We start from the raw sequence: 19,329 nt of genomic DNA, 5'->3' as shown, positions 1-19,329 counted from the left end.
TTGAGTTGTTGCGTGTCGCGTCGGTGCCGTCCTCGCATGTCTATGTTCGGCATCTGTCCCACCTGAACGCCGAGGGCGACGTCGAGCGTCTACCCGATCCCGTTCCGGCCGACGGACGGAAGGTTCCCGGCGGCTGGTGGCCGCCTCTCATGCTCGATCCGGGATGGATTACGCGTAACCACAAGGGATTCGACGTGTTCCATATTCACTTCGGTTTCGATGCCATCGACCCCATGGCCCTCGAATCGCTCATACACGAGTTGAAGACGCACGAGATCCCGTTGGTCTACACCGTTCACGATCTCCGCAACCCCCACCATCCCCAGCCTGACGCGCACATTGCACAGCAGGATGTCCTGATCAACGCTGCCGACGCGTTGATCACCCTGACCCCCGGTGCCGCCGAGCATATTTCGAAGCGCTGGAACCGCGAGGCCACCGTGCTTCCCCACCCACACGTGCTCGACGGTCCGCGGATCGCGGCTCCCCGAGATCCGTCGGAGGAGTTCGTCGTCGGGCTTCACGCAAAAAGTCTGCGCGCCAACATGGATCCATTGCCCGTCCTGGACGTGTTGGCCGAGACAGTACGTGACCTGCCGAAGGCGCGATTGCAGATCAACGTCCACGACGAGATCTTCGACCCCGACAACCACTGGTACGCGCCGGAGATGGGCCGCCGGATACTCGACCACGGCGAACGGCAGGGCGTCGACGTCCACGTCCACCAGTACTTCTCTGATGACGAATTGTGGGACTACCTCCAGTCATTGACGGTGTCGGTACTGCCGTACCGATTCGGTACCCACTCCGGCTGGCTCGAGGCCTGCCATGATCTCGGAACCGCCGTCATCGCGCCCAGCTGCGGGTTCTATGACCAGCAGCAGCCATGTGAGGTCTTCGGTTTCGACGAGCACGTTTTCGACGCCGACACTCTTCGCGCCGCGGTCGAGAATCTCCATGCCCGCTGGATCGACGGGACGCCCATGCCCCGCGCGACGTGGAGCAGTCGACAGACACAACGAACCGAAGTGGCCGATGCCCACGCGGCCCTGTACAAAGCTGTCCTGGCATGAGCTCATCCTCGTTGCGGATCGCGTTGATCGCCTCGAACCGATTCCCGATCAGTCAGCCTTTCGCCGGCGGTCTCGAGGCCCATGTCTGGCATCTGGCCCGAGCGCTGACAAGCCGAGGCCACGACGTGGCACTCTTCGCCGCTCCGGGCTCCGATCGGGAGGCACCGACCGAACAACTACGGGTTCGAGAACTGCATCTGAGTCCATCTGCACGTTCTGACCCGTCGATGCCTTCCGCCTATTTCATGGCCGATCATCACGCGTACCTGAATCTCATGATCGAACTTGCCCGGGACCGCCACTTCGACGTCATTCACAATCATTGCCTGCACTATCTCCCGATCGCCATGGCGCCGATGTTGAGCACCCCGATGCTGTCGACACTGCATACCCCGCCGACGCCGTGGCTGGAGTCGGCGATCGTCACCACCGGAGGGGAGGGTGGCCAGTTCGTCGCGGTCAGTGATCACACGGCAGGCGCGTGGCGTCCCATCATCAGGGATGTCGACGTCATCAGGAACGGCGTCGACCTCGACACCTGGCCCATGGGTCCCGGGGGTGACGAGCTGATCTGGTTCGGCCGGATCACGCCCGAGAAGGGCCCGCATCTTGCCATCGAGGCCGCCCGCCGAGCGCATATGCCGCTCGTGCTGGCCGGGCCCATCCCAGACGAGAGTTACTTCCGGGACCTGATCGAGCCACGACTCGGCGGATCGATCCGATACGCCGGCCACCTGACGCAGCCTGCACTCGCGGAGCTGATCGGTAGAAGCGCCGCTGCATTGGTGACACCGCGGTGGGACGAACCGTATGGACTCGTCGTCGCGGAGTCGTTGGCCTGCGGGACACCGGTGGTCGCATTTGCCAGGGGCGGTGTCCCCGAGATCCTGAGTTCGGCGGACTGCGGCGCGTTGGTTCCCTCGGACGATGTCATCGCGATGGCCGAATCCATTCCCGCGGCCACCGGGCTCTGTCGCGACCGGGTCCGGGAGCATGCCCGGCGCCACTGCTCGGCCGATGGGATGGTGACCGCATACATCAACCGGTACCGAAGCATGATCGCGGCCGACCGAGGTCTCGAAGACAAAGCGAAGCAGCCGGCATGATCGGTTACTACATCCATCACCATGGTCGGGGCCATCTGACCCGCGCCGGGGCCATCGCCGCACACATCACACACGAGGTCACCGCGCTGACCTCGATGCCTTTCCCGGCGGATCCCGTCTTCACCGATGTCGTGCAGCTACCCCGGGATGACACCGACCCCTCGCCGATCAGACCGAGCGCAGGGGGACGCCTGCACTGGGCACCCCTACACGATCGGGGTTTGGCCGAGCGCATGCATACGCTCGCCGACTGGATACGCGACCGTCGACCGGCGGCCATCGTTGTGGACGTGTCAGTGGAGGTTGCCACTCTTGCAAGGCTTTTCGGCATACCGGTCATCGTCATCGCCATGCCCGGGGAACGAACCGACCCACCCCATGAACTCGTGTACGGGCTTGCCGACCACATCATCGCCGCCTGGCCAGGAGATCTGTACGTCCCCGAATGGCTGAAGCCACATGCGCACAAGACCACCTTCGTCGGTGGGGTGAGTCGATTCGACGGTTGCCCGGTTCCGGAAACGCGTACCGATGACCGTCCCCTGGCGCTGGTACTCAGCGGAGCCGGTGGCTCGGATCTGACGATCGACACGGTCGCGAGATGGGAACAGCGCAACCCCGACCACCGTTGGCAGGCGTTGGGCGTCACCGGAACGCCATGGATCGCCAACCCCTGGGCACAGCTGTCCGAGGCCGCGGTGGTGATCTCCGGCGCCGGACAGAACTCCATCGCCGACATCGCCGCTGCGAGTCGTCCGGCAGTGATCGTTCCGCAGCCGCGTCCGTTCGGAGAGCAGGACGCCACCGCCGGTGTCATCGAGCGTCACGGACTCGGCGTCGTGAGATCATCATGGCCAGAGCCGCATGAATGGTCCGAAATACTGACGGAGGCAAGGGGTTTGGATTCTCGGAGATGGCAACGTTGGCAGACTCGCGGCGCCGCGCGGCGAGCCGCCCACATCATTGACAGCGTGGCCGATCGTGCCGGCGACGGGGTGAGCGCCGGGTGAGAACCGCGATCATCACTCCCGTGTCAGGACGCGAACGCCATCTACGCCGGCAGCTCGCCGCACTCGATCGCAGCGGTGTGAAGCCGGACATCCATGTGGTGGTGGCGATGAACGACCCCTCGGCGGCAGCCGTTGTCGCCGAACATGACTCGATTCACCTCGAGCAGGTCGACGACCCCGATCATCGCCTCCCGGTCGCCGCCGCGCGCAATGTGGGCGCTGCCACCGCGATGGCGCTCGGCGCCGACCTCCTGATATTCCTCGACGTCGACTGCCTGCCCGTCGACACCATGATCGAGCACTACATCGCCGCGGCAACGCGACGCCCCACCGGTGCACTGTTCTGCGGGCCGGTCACATATCTGCCGCCGGCCGGACCAGAAGGCTACCGTCTCGATCGACTCGACTCCCGAGTGAGCCCCCACCCCGCCCGCCCCGATCCCGAGCCGGGCGCACTGATCGAGACCGACGATCACACCCTCTTCTGGTCGCTGTCGTTTGCCGTGACCCCGGCAACCTGGCAACGCATCGGCGGGTTCTTCACCGGCTATGCCGGGTACGGAGCAGAGGACACCGACTTCGGACAACTGGCTGCACGGGAAGGGATCCCGCTGTGCTGGGTCGGCGGAGCCCATGCGCTGCACCAACACCACCCCGTCTCCGATCCCCCGGTCGAACATCTCGACGACATACTGACCAACGGCGCCGTCTTCTACGACCGGTGGGGTTGGTGGCCCATGCAGGGCTGGCTGGATGCGTTCGTAGAACTCGGCCTCATCACCATGGACAACGGGGTGCCGAAACACGTCCCGGTGACATGAGCGTCCTTGACAAGGTTTTCGCCGGCTCGGCCGCTCACGACATCATTTGATCACGGCGTCGATGGTCTTCTTCAGCGCGGACGGCTGGGCAGGCGAATGAGGAGCCTTCTCCTTCAATTCGAGGAGTTGCTCGCCGATCTCCTGCAATTCTTTGCGTCCAAGGGCCTTTCGGACCTCCGGAAACCATTCGTCTTCCTCTTCCTCGATGTGGTGTTCCACGATTTCGATGAGGACCGTCGTCTTGGCGTCGAATCGCTCGTCTGAAGGGGTCATGCCGGCCAGTTCCATCACCAGCAGATCCGCCACATGATGCTCCTCGTACGATTCCAAGATGTCGTCCTCGACATCAGGAACCGCTTTGCGCACCGCCGGATACATCCCCTCGTTCTCGATGTAGGTGTGAACCGTCAGCGCCTCGATGATCTTGGAGACAATGTCGGCCTTGGTCTTGGCCGCATTCGGACCGGCATTCCGGAAGTCGTTGAACAGCTTTTTGATCGCCTTGTGGTCCTCTTTGAGGATGACGATTGCATCTGTGGACATGTGAGATCTCCTCGGGCTGGTGGACGGTGACGTGACGCCGACACTCGAGAAGTGCCCCGCCCCGATGCGCGCCAAACACCGAATGCCGAAGTCACCGCGCGGGCGATTGTCCGAGGTAGGCCCGTTCTATTCTGCCCACATCCTGTGACAGCACGGCGGCGTCGTCCTCCAGGTTCACCCGACCATGGACCAGGACAACAGCTCGATCAGCTATCCCGAGTGCAAGACGCACATGCTGTTCGACCAGCATCACCGCAGTCCGCTGGGTCGACGCGACGTCCCGCAGGACGGCCAGTATCGAATCGACGACAACGGGCGCCAACCCCATACTCAGCTCGTCGATGAGAAGGACCCTGGGGCGCTGCACCAGCGCCCGGCCGATCGCGAGCATTTGCTGCTCACCGCCCGAGAGCTGACCTGCCGCGAGGTTCAAACGAGGTTCGAGGGCCGGAAAGAATTGCAGGACTTCATCGATGGCGGCTCTCGCCGGTCGGCCCCGCTCCCGGATGGCAAGCCGCAGGTTCTTCTCAACCGACAACTTCTTGAACAACGCGCGATCATCGGGCACCAAAACCATTCCCCGGCGCACCGCGGCACGCGGATTGCCGGACCCGAGCTCTTCGTCCGCCAACGTCACCGAGCCGCCGAGTCTGGGCAACAACCCGGCCAACGTCATCAGCAACGTCGTCTTGCCCGCACCATTCGGTCCGAGAAGAGCAACGATCTCCCCTTCCGACAGCGCCAGATCCAGCTCACGCACGCACGGGCTCGACCTGACGTAGCCGGCATTCAGACCGTGACAGGACAGGACGCTCATGTTGACACCTCATCGGTTGCGGTCGAGCCCTGGGCCTCCACCGATTCGTCGGTTTCCCCGGCCGGAGAGCCGAGGTAGGCGCGAATCACCGCATCGTCAGCCCTGATCTCGTCGGGCGTCCCGGTGGCGATGACCTTGCCGAGGTCGAGCACGATGACGCGATCGCAGATGCTCAGCACCAATTCCATGTCGTGATCGACAAGCAGCATCGTCGCTCCCATCGCACGAGCCGCCTGCAAACGCTCACCGAGCCATCTGCTCTCGGTGGTGTCGAGCCCCGCTGCCGGCTCGTCCAGCAGTGCGACGGCCGGACGACCGGCGAGCACCCGGGCCACCGACACCAACTGCCGCCGGCCTTGTGAGAGATCCGCCGCCGCAACGTCGGCCAGGTGTTCGATCTGCAGCAACCGCAGAACCGCGCCCACGGTCTCCGACGTGTCACCGTCACCGCGGACCGCGCCGACCGTCACGTTCTCCGCAACCGATAGTTCGTCGTAGAGTTCCAGGTCCTGGAATGTGCGACTCAGTCCGAGGCGGCTTCGGCGGTGCGGCGCGAGGCGTTCGATCTGATTGCCTTTCAAGGTGACTCGACCGCGCGAAGCGGCGAATCCGCTGATGGCATCGATGAGCGTGGTCTTTCCGGCACCGTTTGGTCCGATCAGGCCGACGATTTCACCAGACCTGAGTTCGAAGCCGACGTCGTCGACGGCGCGCACCGGACCGTATTGGACACTCACGCCCTCGACCGCCAGAACCACCTCGTCACCGATCCGGGTGGAAGGTGCCAGGGCACTCTCCTTGTCCTGCGACGACGAGGGATCATCTGCAGGCAGCCGCGGAACCCGCTCTGCCAAACCAGGGATCCGGATCCGATGCAGGTACCCGGCAAGCCCGTCGGGTGTGGTCACCACGACGACCACCAGCAAGATGCCGCTCGTGAGCATGTAGTACTCGCCGAAGCTCAGATAGCGGTCCGAGATGTAGAACATGAGGCCACCGGGCGCCAGGATCCCGGCGAGCAGAGCACCCGACACCGAGGTCACGCCGGCCACGTAGAAGACAGCGAACAGACCGATACCGGCAAACACGCCGAAGCTGCCCGCAGTGGCCAGCGTCTGCTGATAACCCAGAAGCGCTCCACCGAGTCCGGCCACAAAGGATGCGACCGCGAACGCAAGGAGCTTCGTCATCCCGACGTTGATTCCCGCAGCGGCTGCCGACCGTTCATTCGCACGGACGGCCAGCATCGAGGCACCGAGCCCACTGCGCCGCAGACTCGCGACGCCGAGCGCAACCAGGACGAGGAAGACCAGGCAGACCAGTCCGAATGCGAACCGCGGATAGCCTTCACCGGCCCCGATCCCGAGGTCGATGCCGAACAGTGTGGGTGGTTTGATCGCAGCGCCCTGCATACCGCCGTTGAAGGTCGGATTGCGAAACCAGAAGGCCTCGAGAAAGACCGCAAGGGCAAGCGTCGCCACCATCAACGGCAGGCCGCGGACCCGGAGCGCCGGAAGCCCCACTGCGATTCCGATGCCCATCGCGACCAGCGCCGCGAGGATCGGGGCGATGGGAAACGGGATGTCGAGGTCGGTGGTGAACCGGGTCAGGCTGTATGCGCCGACGCCGGCAAGGGTGAGCTGCGCCAGCGAGACCTGTCCGGCATACCCGGTGATCACCACCTGGGACAGCGCGATGATGCCGAAGATCATCGAACAGACCACCGCCAGCCGGATGCTCCCCGAGGTCAGCAGCAGCGCGATCACGCCGGCCCCCAGACCGGCGGCCGTGCCCAGCAGCAGGCGCCGCGGACGGGGCGACCGTCCGAGATCCTGCCGAGTCACCGCACCCCGACCCGGTAGCGGCTGCCCGCGGACCAGAAGGAACACCAGGATCAGCAGCAACGGAACGGCTTCGGCCACGCCGGCCTGAGGGAACCAGTCGATCGTCGCCTGGAGATTGGTCGCCTCGGATTGCACCATCCCGATCACCAGTCCGGCGCCCACGGTCAGTGCCACACTCGAGAAATTGCCCACCAGTGCCGCGGCGAGCGCCGGAACGATGAACATCGAATAGGCAACCGGATTGAGCGGGACGATCGGCGCGATGACCACACCACCGATCGCAGCGACCGCCGATGACAGGGCCCAGTTGCTCACCGCGATCCGGTCCGGAGACAGTCCGGTGACCAGCGCCCCCTTCTCCGACTCGGCCGCCGCCTCGGTCTCCAGTCCAAACCTGGTGTAGCGCAGGACAAGCCCGGCGCAGACCGCCAAGGACACAACCACCACGGCCAGCCACAGGCGGTCGGTCGGGACCACGTTGTCGCCGATCGACAGTGTGTCGAGCTCGAAGATGGGACCCACGGTCGGTGTATTGGTACCCACGCGTAGGGCGATCAACGCCTGGATCACCAGCATCAGGCCGATGGACGCGACCGCTTTTGCCAGCGCCGGCGCGGCGCGCATCTGACGAAACACGATGAGGTAGAGGATGACTCCCAGAATCGCCGAGATGACCACCGACAACGCCATCGCGGGAAGCAGACTCCACTCACCGCCGAGATCGATCCTTGCCGGCAGACCCGGAATCGGGTTGAGCAGCTCGCCCTTTCGCAGGAAGGCGTAGGTGTACGCCGCATAGAGGGCCACCGCGCCAGTGGCGAAATTGACCACTCCGGAACTCTTGAACGTCATGACGAGGGCGAGCCCCAGAGCGGCGAAAACCGCTCCGTTACCCAGGCCGAGAAGGAGGAACGAGAAGTGCTGTGTCATCAGATGTCCTCGATCGGGGGCCGCAGAACCAGACGCGACCCCCGATCCGCTAGATCTAGCCGGTGTTGACTGCGACGGTGTTTTCGAATGTCCCCTCAGCGGTGACGTCGCTGACGAGAATTCCCTTGCTGCACAGCGCCCGAAGCGGCGGGAACGCCTTCCCATCGCAGGTGAAGGTCAAACCCGGTGCCGCAGGGAACGGAAGATTCTGTGCCGATGCCAGTGCTGCCGTGAACTGCTCGGCGGTGACCGGTCCGGTGAGCGACTTGCCGACCTCTGCCATCGACATGACCACCTGGTAACCGGTGTAACCGATGCCGGCGGGATCGGTCTCAGGGGCGTACTTCGCCATCACGTCCTTGTAGAGCTTGACCGACGGATCATCTGAACTCAGGTTGACGGTGGTGAAGGCCTTTGCCCCGGTGATCGTCTGCAGACCAACACTTTCGGTCACCTCCTGGTCGACACAGGTGGCGATCAGGTACTTCTGCAGCGTCGGTGCCGCGGTCTGCAGGGCTTTGAGCCCGGTGATGCACTGCGACGAGTCGCCGAGGATGGTGACGGCGTCGGGCTTGTTCTGCAGGCCGGCGGTGATCTGCGGTGTGGGGTCGGCGGTTCCGGTCGGGATCGTGACGACGTCCAACTCGATTCCTGCCCGACCGAACAGTGGATCGCCGAGGGCCTTCACCGATGCAGCCGCGTCGCCGCTGTCGCCGACGAAGACGGTGAATTTCTTCACGCCTTCCTGGGCGGCGACGGTTGCCTGACCGGTCATCACCGCGATGATCCCGCCCGAGAGCATGAAGGAACCGGGCGAAACCATCTCCACCTGCGAGACCGGGGCCTGCGCCACGTACGGAATGCCCGCGCCGGTGATGATCGGCAACATCACGGCCCCCTGTGCACCGAGCGGCGTGACGACTGCGGCAACCTTCTGCTCGACCATCTCGTTGGCGCACTTGGTCGCCGACGCCGGCTCCTCTGCCTGTTCGCAGACGACCAGATCGACCTTGTGTCCGCCGATACCGCCACCGTTGTTGTTCAGGTACTCCGCGGCGGCCTCACCACCCTCACGAACCATGGGCAGATTGACGGTGCCGCCTTCCGGCGCGATGAATCCGAGTTTGATCGGCTCGCCCTCCGGCACATTCGACGGCAGTGAAACGGCCGCCGCATCCGCGTCAGTCGATCCGGATGACGAGTCGCTGCAGGCCGTGACCAACCCCAGCAAAAGTAGGGAGGCTGCGCCGTAGAGGGCAACGTTGCGAACGTTGCGCCGTCGTGACCGTGTGGTTTTCAAGTGAGGTCCCTTCAGAGATAAACCGCAGCTGACCAGGGCTATTCGGGGTCGGCAAGAAATCGAACGGCCGAGGAATGGGACGGCCGTACGAGCTCTGGGCAAGACTGTAACGCGTTATAGAACGCCGAAATCGCGATTCGACCAAACCGGACCCTCGTCGCCTAGTAGGTCGGCGGTGGTTCGTTCCTTCCTCGCTCTTCGCGGCGTTCCCGGTTGAGTTGCTCTGCCAGTTCGCGCTGCCGGCGGTTGGCGAATCGTTCGTTCTGTCGGCGTGCGTGTTTGGCAGCGGTGCGCGGCTGCGATCTTGGCGGTGATGTTGGCGGCGATGTTCTCGGTGAGCCGCGTTGGTCGTCGAAGACGATCAACCTCAACGTCGGGAACAGGTCATCGCCGGTCCAGCCCGGGCCGTGATAGTGCCGGCGTTCGGGGGTGGTGAAGACAAGCCGCGTCCGTCCGGTCGCGGGGTCGGGGTACTGATCATCAAGCCAGTCCGAGTAGGTCTTGAGCAGATGATGAAAACGGCAGAGGGTCTTCATCTCTGACGGATGGGTACAGCCACCGGCCTCAGGATCGTTGTGGTTGTACTCGCAGGTGTGGTCCAGATCAGCACCCCAGGCCTTGTGCTCACAGCCAGGCCACATGCAATAGACATCCCGGATCCGAAGAAAGGTGTCCAAGACAACCGAGGGCCGGTACCGGTCACCCGGTTGGGTCGCCGGCAGCGGAATCACCTGCGGGAACGGGGCGGTGACGATCGTGCTGTCGTTGCTGCCGCTCTCGGCTGGCGGGTGCTGCGGTCCGCGCATGTATAACCTCGGCCGCTTCGGTTTTGGCGTCTCCTGTTCGGGCTGAGGCTCAGGCGCGGGTGCAGGTTTGTTGCCCATCGGCCGCTGCACTGTCTCGGGACGAGCCGCGATATCACGGACGTAATCGCCGGAGATGACACCGTGTCCGTCCATGAAGCCTGGATTCTCGGCGCGACCATCGACGGTGGCCTGATCAGCGATCACATGCAGCACGATCTTCACATCCACACCCGAAACCACCTGTCCGGCAGGAACGGTGATGATCTCAGCGGTGCACGGATGCTTCGGATCATTCGGGCATTCACACATGAACTCACGGCCCATCACCGTGGCGAACAACGCATCGGCCATCCGATCAGACTTGCGCCGCGGATCAGCCTTACACGTGGCCATCGCCAGCTTCTCCAACCGCGCCATGATCAACGTCAATTCCTCAGCGGTGGAATGCGCGTCCAAAACCGCCATGCCGTGTTCGGTGTTGTTGGCCCACACCCCACGATTGTTTTTCGCATCCTCCCGGTTCTTACGAACCAGATCCGGATCCCGGCGAAAGATGATCGCATCGACCATGTCCCGCATCCGGGACTTCGACCACGACCCCCGCCGACCCAGCGCCTCGGCGATCCCCCGATCGATATCAGCCATATGGGCCGAGCCCTCGATCAACTCCGTGCGGGCGATGATGTCCGGAATATGGTGCGCAGCGATCCGGCCGGCCTTCAGCAACGCATTGACCGCAGGCAGTCGATCGCGTAGCGCCACCCCACGGTTGATCTGCAACTCCGCAGTCCGTTGCGTCAGGCCCTGTGCTGCAGACAATCTCGCCGCGCACTGCGCGAACGGATCAAGGGCCCGCATCTCCGCCTCAGACCCGGCAGTCGGCTCAACGAGGTGCCGGTGCAGCATCGCCGCAGCGGCATACCGTTCCCACTCCATCCGCGACTGCTGAGCCATCGCGAGTTCAGTGTTACGCAACAACTCGTTGACACCCAGCGACTCGACAGGACCGATTTCATCGTCCCCACCTGCATCTTCGAACTCCCCCTCGAACATACATTTGAGTCTAAAGCAGGGGTACTACACGCCTCATGTCGTTCACCGCACCACGTTTGAGCCACATCTCAGATGGGTAAGCGCAGCCCATGACACGACGGTTCGGCGTTGCCATCAGCACTCTTGTGGTTGCAGTCGCGACATCGATCATGCCACTCGGAGCGGGCGTGGCGTCCGCCTCGCCGAGCACCGCGTGCGGACAATCATTGTCGGACAACGATATCCGCCGGATCACGGAGCTGTCCGACACCGCAGATCAGAACGAGCCCACGCCCCTGGCCCGGTTGGACGGCGCAATCGCCGACCTTCGGTCGATCACCGAGATCTTGACCGAGCGCGGTGATCGTCGGGGCCTGTTCGCGGTGGGGCTGTACAGCGTCGAACGTGATGCCGTCACCCCGCTACAGCACAGCCAGAACGCCTTCGACCATCCCCGATGGGCACCGGTGATCAGCCTGGCATTGCTCAACCGGTTCCTCGACGCCCTGCACGCGGAGTTCACCGGCGCGGTCGCGCCGCCCAAATGGCAGCACTACTTCGACCTCACCCGCGACTGTTCCGCCTCACCCGCGCGAACCGCGATGGTCGGTTACAACGCTCACCTGACGGTGGATCTCGCCTACGCCGTTGCCGATGCACGCTCCACGCCGGCACAGGCCCGCGACTACTTCACCATCGTGGACACCATAGCCATCCACGGCGACTCGATCGTCAACGACACCACAGCGGCCTACGGACCGGCCGCCGACCTCGGTCCCCTGTTCCGGTTCTACTTCGTCGGCGAAGGTCTCGACCGTATCGTCGGCGCAGGCGTCGCGACTGATCCGATGCTGCGTGCTGCCGACATCGGCTACAACGTGCTGACGTTCACCAACGGGTTGAATCTGCAGAACCCCGCCACAGCTCCGGGAGCAAGCAACACCATCACGGCGCTGTGGCTCACCGCCGACGAAGCGTTCACCGCCTTGACCGAGCTCGATCTGCTCTGAGGGTCCGCGGTTTCATCAGCCCCCGGCGCGGGTATCTGTGGGCATGGCCAACACACGCGATCGCGAACCGTTCGCAACCTCGACACCTGATCCCGACGATCCGCGCAAACCGGATTCGCCGACGGATCTGACAAAACCGTCGTTCCTCTTTGTTCTGCGGAAGGTGATCCGCGAGTTCTCGAAGGACCAGTGCACGGACCTCGCGGCGGCACTGACCTATTACGCGGTTCTGTCGCTGTTCCCAGCGCTCCTGGCCATGGTCTCACTCCTCGGCATCTTCGGGCAGGGCCAGAAGACGGTCGACTCCGTCCTGCAGATGGTCGATGACCTCGGGCCCTCGTCAGCGGTCGACACGCTGCGGGGTCCGGTGGAGCAGCTCGTCAACGCCCCCTCCGCCGGCTTCGCGTTGGTCATCGGTCTACTCGGTGCCCTGTGGTCGGCGTCGGGCTATGTCGGCGCGTTCGGCCGGGCGATGAATCGCATGTACGAGGTCGAAGAAGGACGACCGATCTGGAAGCTGCGGCCGTGGATCTTGCTGGTGACGCTCGTGGCGTTGCTCATGGCGGCAGCTGTTGGTCTGATGCTCGCGATCAGCGGTCCGGTTGCTTCCGCGATCGGGGACACCATCGGGCTCGGTGACACCGCGTTGACGATCTGGAACATCGCCCGCTGGCCCGTGGTCCTGGTGTTCGTCGTCCTGACGGTGGCGATCCTCTACTACGCCACGCCGAACGTGAAACAGCCGAAGTTCCGGTGGATCAGTGTGGGAGCCGGGGTCGCCATCCTCACCTGGATCGTCGCCTCAGTGCTCTTCGCCCTCTACGTGTCGAACTTCAGCAGCTACAACAAGACCTACGGCGCACTCGCCGGAGTGATCGTCTTCCTGCTGTGGCTGTGGATCACCAACCTGGCCTTGCTGTTCGGAGCCGAGGTCGACGCCGAACTCGAGCGTGGCAGGCAGTTGCAGGCCGGACTGGCAGCCGAGGAATCCATCCAGCTTCCGCCCCGCGACACCACCGTGTCCGACAAGAACGCCGAGACCGACGCGAAGTTCGTCGAGCGCGGAAGGCACTTGCGCGCCACCCACGGCGATGCCGGTGGCGACGGCAAACCCGAAAACACTCAGTCGCCCTGACCCCGGCGCCCTTCCCGGCTCTGCCGATAGGCCACTTCTCGGAGCCGACGCAGCCAGCCGGGCCCGAGGCGCACGCCGTGCGTGGTGTTCACCGTGGGATCGAAGCCGACATCGGGATGAGCCGCCGGGTCCACCGTGGCAGTCAGGGTCAGCTGCGCCAGCGGCGTGAACCGGCTCCGGAATCGGGCCTGTTCGATGTCGAAGACCAGGCCATCTCGGTTTATCCGATCCGCATATCGGTCGAGGGACATACCCGATTCCGGTTCCGGCGCCGGCGACTGCACCCGCGCCCGCAGCCACCAGCTGCCCGACTTGTGGTCCAGCGGCTGCAACGTCGTCAAGACGGCGGTGTCCAGCGAACGCGCCGGAAACGGAACGAGTTTCGACCAACCGGTACGCCCGAGGGCGCTGGCCAGAAGTACGTCCCAGGGCAACTGGTCGCCCTCACGGGGTTCCATGCGGAATGCCAAGCCGAGTACGTCGGGAAGGGCACCCGGGGTTCCGACGCCCTTCGAAATGCGAGCCAGCACATCCCCGGTCGTCAGGGGAAGTCCGACATCGTCATCGGTACGCCTGACCAATGTGCCCGTGGCGAGCACGCCGCGCGGGTGGAACAGCCGTGCACCGCGGGCCGCGGCGCCCACCCTGATCGGGAGCGCGGCCAGATCAGCTGGCTTCATGACTCTCCTCGACTGACTCCTGACGAACAGTGCCTTCTCGTCGGCGTCCCGCCGGCGTTTCGAAGGATGCCCAGCGGTGGTGATTTCGAAACCTTCGGACCGAACCTGGTGCGCGGGTACATAACTCGCCGAAATTGGGTCTTGTCACTCTGGCGGGCCGAGTGCTAAATATGAAGAGCACAGTGATTTGGACGCCCGCCAGGGAGGCGGGCCGCGATGATGTAGGAGGTGGGTTGCTGTGCTCCGATTTGATCCTTTCAACGATCTCGATGCATTGACCCGTGGGCTGTTGGGAACTCAGGCAGGTTCGCCTCGCACACCACGATTCATGCCGATGGATCTCTGCAAGATCGATGACCATTACCTGTTGACCGCCGACCTTCCCGGTGTCGACCCGGGATCAATCGACGTCAGCGTCGACAACGGGGTGTTGACCCTTTCGGCGCAGCGGTCGGCCAGTTCCGGGGACGGAACCCAGTGGTTGACGAACGAACGATTCTTCGGAAGTTACCGCCGCCAACTGTCTCTGGGTGACGGTATCGACGCGGCCGGCATCACCGCACACTATGACAACGGCGTCCTCTCGCTCACGATCCCGGTCGCCGAAAAGGCCAAGCCCCGCCGTATCGAGATCGGTCATTCGGATTCCCAACAGTCCATCGAGGCCAGGTCCTCCGGCTGAGACACTCTCTCGCGCTGGGCAGTCCGCGTTCCCGAACTTCCGGGGGGTCGTGAAGCAAACCGGTTCAACTGAGAGGAGACGCCTTGAATCCAACCGAACAGACGGTCGTGTGGCCTGATCCCAGTCCTCTGGACAACTGGTGGGCCAGTGTGATGACCGGCGACGAATAAGTCTGTTCATATACCTCCGCAGGCTGTGCCGCCCGGATCCTCCCGAGGTCCGGGCGGCACAGTCGTATCAGCACATCGCCGCGCGTACGATCGCAGACAAGCTGTAGCTCCCCCACCGACAAGCCCTTCGGGGCCGGAGGTAGACCAGATGCGCGCGTGGCGAGTCAGAACCCCGGGCCCTGTCGACGATTCACCGATCGAATGGGTGGACGAGCCCCGGCCGACCCCGATCACCGGTGAAATCCTCCTCTCGGTCGAGGCCTGTGGGGTCTGCCGAACCGATCTCCATGTCACCGAAGGAGACCTACCGGTGCATCGGCCCGGCGTCGTCCCCGGTCACGAGATCGTCGGACGGGTCGTGGAGATCGCCCCCGACACCGCCACCGACTTCCGAGTCGGCCAGCTGGTCGGAGTCCCATGGCTGCGATACACGTGCGGGATATGCAACTACTGTCGCCGAGGTTCTGAAAATCTCTGTCTGAGTTCGCTGTACACCGGATGGGACCGCGACGGCGGTTATGCCGAGTACGTGGTGGCCCCCGCCGACTACGCCCTTGCGCTACCCACGGGTTACACCGCGACCCAACTGGCCCCGCTGCTATGTGCCGGGATCATCGGCTTCCGGGCATTGAAACGGGCCACACTGCCACCGGGTGGACGTCTGGGTCTGTACGGTTTCGGCGGCAGCGCCCACCTGGTGGCGCAGGTCGCATTGCACCTGGGCGCGACCCTGCACGTGATGACCCGTGGCCAGGAGGCACGCGACCTCGCTCTCGAACTCGGAGCCGCCTCGGCCCAGGGCGCCTATGACCAGCCACCGGAACCACTCGACGCCGCAATCGTGTTCGCTCCCGTCGGCGACACGGTTCCCACTGCGCTCGAGGCGCTCGACCGAGGCGGAACCCTGGCACTGGCCGGCATCCATATGAGCGACACACCCGCCCTCAACTATCAGCGACATCTCTTCCACGAGAAGAACATTCACAGCGTCGAAGCGAACACTCGGGCGGACGCCCGCGAATTCCTCAACTTCGCCGACGAATACGAACTGCAGATCGAGACAACCGAATACCCACTCGACCAGGCGCCCACCGCGCTACGAGACCTCAAGGCCGGACGATTCGCCGGCGCAGCCGTGCTGCAACCGGCGCTGCACCAGGACTAGACCGACCTCCTATGCCGCCCGGCGGCAACGCATTCATCGAGCCGTGGGCACGATCATGACCGGCGTCTGCACTGTGTGGAGCACGGCCTGACTGGTGGAACCGAAGAGCATCGTCGGCAATCCCCGACCGCCACGGCTTCCCATCACGATCAACTGCGCCTGATCGGCTTCACGCACCAGATGGCGTACCGGTCGGTCCCGCACGGTTTCCCGACGGATCCGCACATCCGGGAACTGCTCCTGCCACCCGGCCAGACTCTCGGCGAGCACCACATCGTCGACGGGGTCGGTGGGCAGCTTCGGGTCGGCCAATCCACCCGAGCCGGCATGAGCGGGATCAAAATCGATCAGGGCATGAACCGCAACCAATTCGACGCCGCGAATCGATGCCTCGGTCAGTGCGTGGGCCAGCGCCGGCTCACTGTGGTCGGTGCCGTCGACTCCGACCACCACCGGCAACATCGACGGCAGCGCGGTGTGGTCACCCGACTTCACGACGGTGATCGGGCACCGCGCGTGGGTGACGACCTCGGTACTGACCGATCCGATGAGTCCGCCGGCGAACTCGCCGAGCCCACGGGAGCCGACCACGAGCATCACCTGCTGCTCGCCGAGTTTTCGCATCACGTCCGCGGTCTCGCCCACCTCGATCGCGGTGTTGACCTCGAGATCAGCGGCACCGGCAGCCTGCCGCGCCGCCGCAGTCGCCGTTTCGAGGGTCTGCTCGGTCTTGCGTCGGAGAATCTCCGAACGGTCAGATCTCAGATTGATCGCATCGGCCAAGCTGGGCAGTCGTTCCCGCATCACCGTGACGATGGTCAAAGGCAAGCCCCGAAGTGCGGCGTCAAAAGCGGCCCAGCGCACCGCCTCGAGAGAATGCTCCGATCCGTCGACACCGACGATGATTCGCTGAACCTGCGACATGACAGCACCTTTCAGACGAGCACAATGTGTGACTCGCGCGTGTGTATCTAGCCTCGTCCATTCAGTGTCTGCGGTCGAGCCCCCGATGCCAAGTGTCATAGGACCTTCACGAGGAGTTCGGCCCGGCCGAAGGGGCTCGGACGCATCGGGATCACGAGGGGCTACGGTCGGATACAACCCGCTGACCGGCTCGGGCGCCGGCGTATCCCGTCGAAAGTCCAGGAGGTCTGATGTCGGAAACGGTCGTTCGCATCGGGCCCATGCTCATGGTTGCGATCGGGTTGCTGGCCGTCACCGCCATGATCGTCGCCTACGCGGGACGTACCCGCCTGCAATGGGCAATCGCCAGGGCGTCGGTGCGCGCAACGGTTCAGCTGGGCATCCTGGCATTGATCCTGGGGTTTCTGGTGCGCAATCTGTGGGCATCGGCCGGATTCGTTCTCCTGATGGCGATCATCGCGTCGTGGACCGCGGCCGGCCGGGTCACCGGTCACCGTCCCACCCTTCGCGAGATCTGGCGGACCTTGCTGCCGGTGGCAGTGATGACGATCGTTGTGGTCGGCGCGCTGGTCCTGGTGGGGGTACTGCCGGCATCCGGGTTGGCCGTGATCCCCAGTGCCGGCATCATGATCGGTGGCGCGATGAACACCACGTCGCTGACCGGGCGCCGGGCCGCCGACGAATTGAAGTCTCGTCACGGCGAAGTCGAAGCCGCACTGTCCCTGGGGTTCTCCACGTACGACGCGCGGATGGAGATCTGCCGCACCGCGGCGGCCACCGCGCTGGTGCCGGCCATCGACCAGACCCGAACCGTCGGGCTGGTGACGATTCCCGGCGCGTTCGTCGGCATGGTGCTCGGCGGCGCGTCCCCGGCCGATGCCGCGGTCATGCAACTGTTCGTACTGATCTCCCTGCTCGCAGTGTGCTCGACCGCGCTGGTCCTGACCACCGAACTCGTCGCCCTCGGCAAGCTCTTCGACGTCAATTCGCTGCGCCACTAAGCCTTTCCGCCCGGGCACACTGCCACTTCGGATGGCGTCTGGTCCAGGTGGACGTGGTCGGCGACGGAAGCACGCGTGGCCGATTTCAAAACCGGGCCCGACAGATCACGAAAAGGGCCGGGCGTGCAACGATGGCTCGATGACGGATCGAGAAGTCTTGACATGGGAACTGTTCGGGCAGGCGAGCCGCGAACTGGCCCAGATGGTTGCCGACTCCGGGTTCGTCCCCGAGGTCGTACTGGGGATCGCGCGCGGCGGGCTGCTCCCGGCCGGAGCACTGGCCTACACACTCGATTGCAAAGCACTGTTCACGATGAACGTCGAGTTCTACACGGGTGTGGGCACCACGCTGGACAGTCCGGTGATCCTGCCACCGATCCTCGATGCCACCGAACTCGACGGGCTCAGTGTTCTGGTGGTCGACGACGTCGCCGACAGCGGAAAGACACTCGAACTGGTCCACGGCTTCTGTCGCGACCACGCGTCCGAGGTCCGCACAGCGGTGCTCTACGAGAAGCCGGCATCGGTCATCCACGCCGACTACACCTGGCGCCACACCGACAAGTGGATCAATTTCCCCTGGTCGACGATGCCACCCATCACACCGAGGTAATCAGCCCAACGCCGCCACCGCGTCGACGTCGAGTTCGCCGATCCCGCCGATCACCAATGCGGCCGGCTCGAGAGCGTCGTCGGCGGGCGGATATTCCGGGCGAGGGGCGGCGATCAGCACCAGTCCGGCCGCGGTCGCCGAACGCATCCCGTTCGACGAGTCCTCGATGGCGGCGCAAGCCGCCGGATCAGCCCCGAGCGCGGTCACCGCATGCAGATAGACATCCGGTGCCGGCTTGCCCCGATCGAGCTCTTCCGTGGAGACCGTCACCGCGAAGAGGTCCGTCCATCCAGCGGTGTGCAGGACCGCATCGATCAACCTGCGTGGAGATGAACTCGCCAGGCCCAGTCGCCACCGGTCGGCGCATCGGCGAACCGCCTCATCGGCACCCGGCAGCACCGGCAGGTGCCCCTCGTATCGGGCAACCATCTGGTCGATGACGATCTGCGCCACCTCGTCCGGCGGCTTCCCCACCCCGAGGTCGTCACTGAGGTACGCGGCCCATTCCGGGGTACTCATACCCATCAACGCCGTCTGCGCCTCCGGAAGCCACGTCCCGCCGTACTCGGCGACCACACCCCGCCGGACCTGCTCCCAGATCGGCTCGGAGTCGATCAGCACACCGTCCATGTCAAACACCACTGCTTCGATCACCGGTCCATCATCT

The 19,329-nt window shown here is 64.4% G+C and carries 18 protein-coding genes; 10 read left to right on the top strand and 8 right to left on the bottom strand.

The window, feature by feature from the left end; translation table 11 throughout:
• Positions 1-5: 5 nt before the first annotated feature.
• The 4 genes from AC51GR_RS07325 to AC51GR_RS07310 are packed head-to-tail and all read left to right on the top strand — an operon-like array spanning position 6 to position 4,010.
• Entirely contained in the window at positions 6-1,073 is a 1,068-nt protein-coding gene (locus AC51GR_RS07325) for a glycosyltransferase family protein (RefSeq protein ID WP_496323924.1), read from the top strand.
• On the top strand, positions 1,070-2,179 hold the full coding sequence (locus tag AC51GR_RS07320; protein ID WP_496323923.1) for a glycosyltransferase family 4 protein: 1,110 nt from the start codon (positions 1,070-1,072) through the stop codon (positions 2,177-2,179). The genes AC51GR_RS07325 and AC51GR_RS07320 overlap by 4 nt, the downstream gene beginning before the upstream one ends.
• Positions 2,176-3,189, top strand: a complete 1,014-nt coding sequence (locus tag AC51GR_RS07315) for a glycosyltransferase (RefSeq protein ID WP_496323922.1) — start codon at positions 2,176-2,178, stop codon at positions 3,187-3,189. Before AC51GR_RS07320 ends, AC51GR_RS07315 begins: the two co-directional genes overlap by 4 nt.
• Positions 3,186-4,010, top strand: coding sequence for a glycosyltransferase family 2 protein (locus AC51GR_RS07310; RefSeq protein WP_496323921.1), 825 nt, complete (start codon positions 3,186-3,188; stop codon positions 4,008-4,010). The genes AC51GR_RS07315 and AC51GR_RS07310 overlap by 4 nt, the downstream gene beginning before the upstream one ends.
• Before the next feature lie 42 nt (positions 4,011-4,052).
• On the opposite strand, the gene AC51GR_RS07305 is transcribed toward AC51GR_RS07310, so the two are convergent.
• The 5 genes from AC51GR_RS07305 to AC51GR_RS07285 form a co-directional block, all read right to left on the bottom strand.
• Complete coding sequence (locus tag AC51GR_RS07305) at positions 4,053-4,553, bottom strand: hemerythrin domain-containing protein (protein WP_496323920.1); 501 nt, start codon at positions 4,551-4,553, stop codon at positions 4,053-4,055.
• A 91-nt stretch (positions 4,554-4,644) separates the two neighbouring features.
• Complete coding sequence (locus AC51GR_RS07300; RefSeq protein WP_496323919.1) at positions 4,645-5,370, bottom strand: ABC transporter ATP-binding protein; 726 nt, start codon at positions 5,368-5,370, stop codon at positions 4,645-4,647.
• The gene (locus AC51GR_RS07295) at positions 5,367-8,144 is read right to left on the bottom strand and encodes an ABC transporter permease subunit (RefSeq protein WP_496323918.1); all 2,778 of its coding nucleotides are present in this window, start codon (positions 8,142-8,144) and stop codon (positions 5,367-5,369) included. The genes AC51GR_RS07300 and AC51GR_RS07295 overlap by 4 nt, the downstream gene beginning before the upstream one ends.
• 55 nt (positions 8,145-8,199) lie before the next feature.
• Entirely contained in the window at positions 8,200-9,444 is a 1,245-nt protein-coding gene (locus AC51GR_RS07290; RefSeq protein ID WP_496323917.1) for an ABC transporter substrate-binding protein, read from the bottom strand.
• 161 nt (positions 9,445-9,605) lie between these two features.
• A complete protein-coding gene (locus tag AC51GR_RS07285) occupies positions 9,606-11,303 on the bottom strand; it encodes an HNH endonuclease signature motif containing protein (protein ID WP_496323916.1) in 1,698 nt (565 codons plus the stop codon).
• Positions 11,304-11,392: 89 nt separating this feature from the next.
• Between AC51GR_RS07285 and AC51GR_RS07280 the strand changes: the two genes are divergently transcribed.
• Positions 11,393-12,292, top strand: coding sequence for a DUF5995 family protein (locus AC51GR_RS07280; protein WP_496323915.1), 900 nt, complete (start codon positions 11,393-11,395; stop codon positions 12,290-12,292).
• Between the two features lie 43 nt (positions 12,293-12,335).
• The gene (locus tag AC51GR_RS07275) at positions 12,336-13,427 is read left to right on the top strand and encodes a YihY/virulence factor BrkB family protein (RefSeq protein ID WP_496323914.1); all 1,092 of its coding nucleotides are present in this window, start codon (positions 12,336-12,338) and stop codon (positions 13,425-13,427) included.
• Here AC51GR_RS07275 and AC51GR_RS07270 read toward each other — a convergent pair.
• Positions 13,415-14,107 carry a phosphodiesterase gene (locus AC51GR_RS07270; RefSeq protein ID WP_496323913.1) on the bottom strand — a complete coding sequence of 231 codons (693 nt, stop codon included), beginning with the start codon at positions 14,105-14,107 and terminating at the stop codon, positions 13,415-13,417. The two genes, AC51GR_RS07275 and AC51GR_RS07270, sit on opposite strands and share 13 nt — an antisense overlap.
• Positions 14,108-14,345: 238 nt before the next feature.
• Between AC51GR_RS07270 and AC51GR_RS07265 the strand changes: the two genes are divergently transcribed.
• On the top strand, positions 14,346-14,789 hold the full coding sequence (locus tag AC51GR_RS07265; protein WP_496323912.1) for an Hsp20/alpha crystallin family protein: 444 nt from the start codon (positions 14,346-14,348) through the stop codon (positions 14,787-14,789).
• 318 nt (positions 14,790-15,107) lie between these two features.
• Positions 15,108-16,124 (top strand): zinc-binding alcohol dehydrogenase family protein, encoded by a 1,017-nt coding sequence (locus AC51GR_RS07260; protein WP_496323911.1) that lies wholly within the window; start codon positions 15,108-15,110, stop codon positions 16,122-16,124.
• Positions 16,125-16,157: 33 nt separating this feature from the next.
• Here AC51GR_RS07260 and AC51GR_RS07255 read toward each other — a convergent pair whose 3' ends face one another.
• On the bottom strand, positions 16,158-17,048 hold the full coding sequence (locus tag AC51GR_RS07255; RefSeq protein ID WP_496323910.1) for a universal stress protein: 891 nt from the start codon (positions 17,046-17,048) through the stop codon (positions 16,158-16,160).
• A gap of 230 nt (positions 17,049-17,278) precedes the next feature.
• Here AC51GR_RS07255 and AC51GR_RS07250 point away from each other — a divergent pair, with 230 nt between their 5' ends.
• Together AC51GR_RS07250 and AC51GR_RS07245 are read left to right on the top strand one after the other, a co-directional pair.
• Positions 17,279-18,049 carry an ABC transporter permease gene (locus tag AC51GR_RS07250; protein ID WP_496323909.1) on the top strand — a complete coding sequence of 257 codons (771 nt, stop codon included), beginning with the start codon at positions 17,279-17,281 and terminating at the stop codon, positions 18,047-18,049.
• 139 nt (positions 18,050-18,188) lie between these two features.
• Positions 18,189-18,662 carry a phosphoribosyltransferase gene (locus AC51GR_RS07245; protein ID WP_496323908.1) on the top strand — a complete coding sequence of 158 codons (474 nt, stop codon included), beginning with the start codon at positions 18,189-18,191 and terminating at the stop codon, positions 18,660-18,662.
• Here AC51GR_RS07245 and AC51GR_RS07240 read toward each other — a convergent pair whose 3' ends face one another.
• On the bottom strand, positions 18,663-19,316 hold the full coding sequence (locus tag AC51GR_RS07240) for an HAD family hydrolase (protein ID WP_496323907.1): 654 nt from the start codon (positions 19,314-19,316) through the stop codon (positions 18,663-18,665).
• Positions 19,317-19,329 lie beyond the last annotated feature (13 nt).

The organism is Williamsia sp. z71, assembly GCF_059553375.1.
This window is presented reverse-complemented; position numbering and strand designations above follow the sequence as displayed.

Coding starts and splice junctions, on each gene's coding strand:
- AC51GR_RS07255 (WP_496323910.1), bottom strand. CDS start 17,048: ATGTCGCAGGTTCAGCGAATCATCGTCGGTGTCGACGGATCGGAGCAT.
- AC51GR_RS07320 (WP_496323923.1), top strand. CDS start 1,070: ATGAGCTCATCCTCGTTGCGGATCGCGTTGATCGCCTCGAACCGATTC.
- AC51GR_RS07260 (WP_496323911.1), top strand. CDS start 15,108: ATGCGCGCGTGGCGAGTCAGAACCCCGGGCCCTGTCGACGATTCACCG.
- AC51GR_RS07305 (WP_496323920.1), bottom strand. CDS start 4,553: ATGTCCACAGATGCAATCGTCATCCTCAAAGAGGACCACAAGGCGATC.
- AC51GR_RS07315 (WP_496323922.1), top strand. CDS start 2,176: ATGATCGGTTACTACATCCATCACCATGGTCGGGGCCATCTGACCCGC.
- AC51GR_RS07275 (WP_496323914.1), top strand. CDS start 12,336: ATGGCCAACACACGCGATCGCGAACCGTTCGCAACCTCGACACCTGAT.
- AC51GR_RS07300 (WP_496323919.1), bottom strand. CDS start 5,370: ATGAGCGTCCTGTCCTGTCACGGTCTGAATGCCGGCTACGTCAGGTCG.
- AC51GR_RS07245 (WP_496323908.1), top strand. CDS start 18,189: ATGACGGATCGAGAAGTCTTGACATGGGAACTGTTCGGGCAGGCGAGC.
- AC51GR_RS07250 (WP_496323909.1), top strand. CDS start 17,279: ATGTCGGAAACGGTCGTTCGCATCGGGCCCATGCTCATGGTTGCGATC.
- AC51GR_RS07280 (WP_496323915.1), top strand. CDS start 11,393: ATGACACGACGGTTCGGCGTTGCCATCAGCACTCTTGTGGTTGCAGTC.
- AC51GR_RS07285 (WP_496323916.1), bottom strand. CDS start 11,303: ATGTTCGAGGGGGAGTTCGAAGATGCAGGTGGGGACGATGAAATCGGT.
- AC51GR_RS07270 (WP_496323913.1), bottom strand. CDS start 14,107: ATGAAGCCAGCTGATCTGGCCGCGCTCCCGATCAGGGTGGGCGCCGCG.
- AC51GR_RS07295 (WP_496323918.1), bottom strand. CDS start 8,144: ATGACACAGCACTTCTCGTTCCTCCTTCTCGGCCTGGGTAACGGAGCG.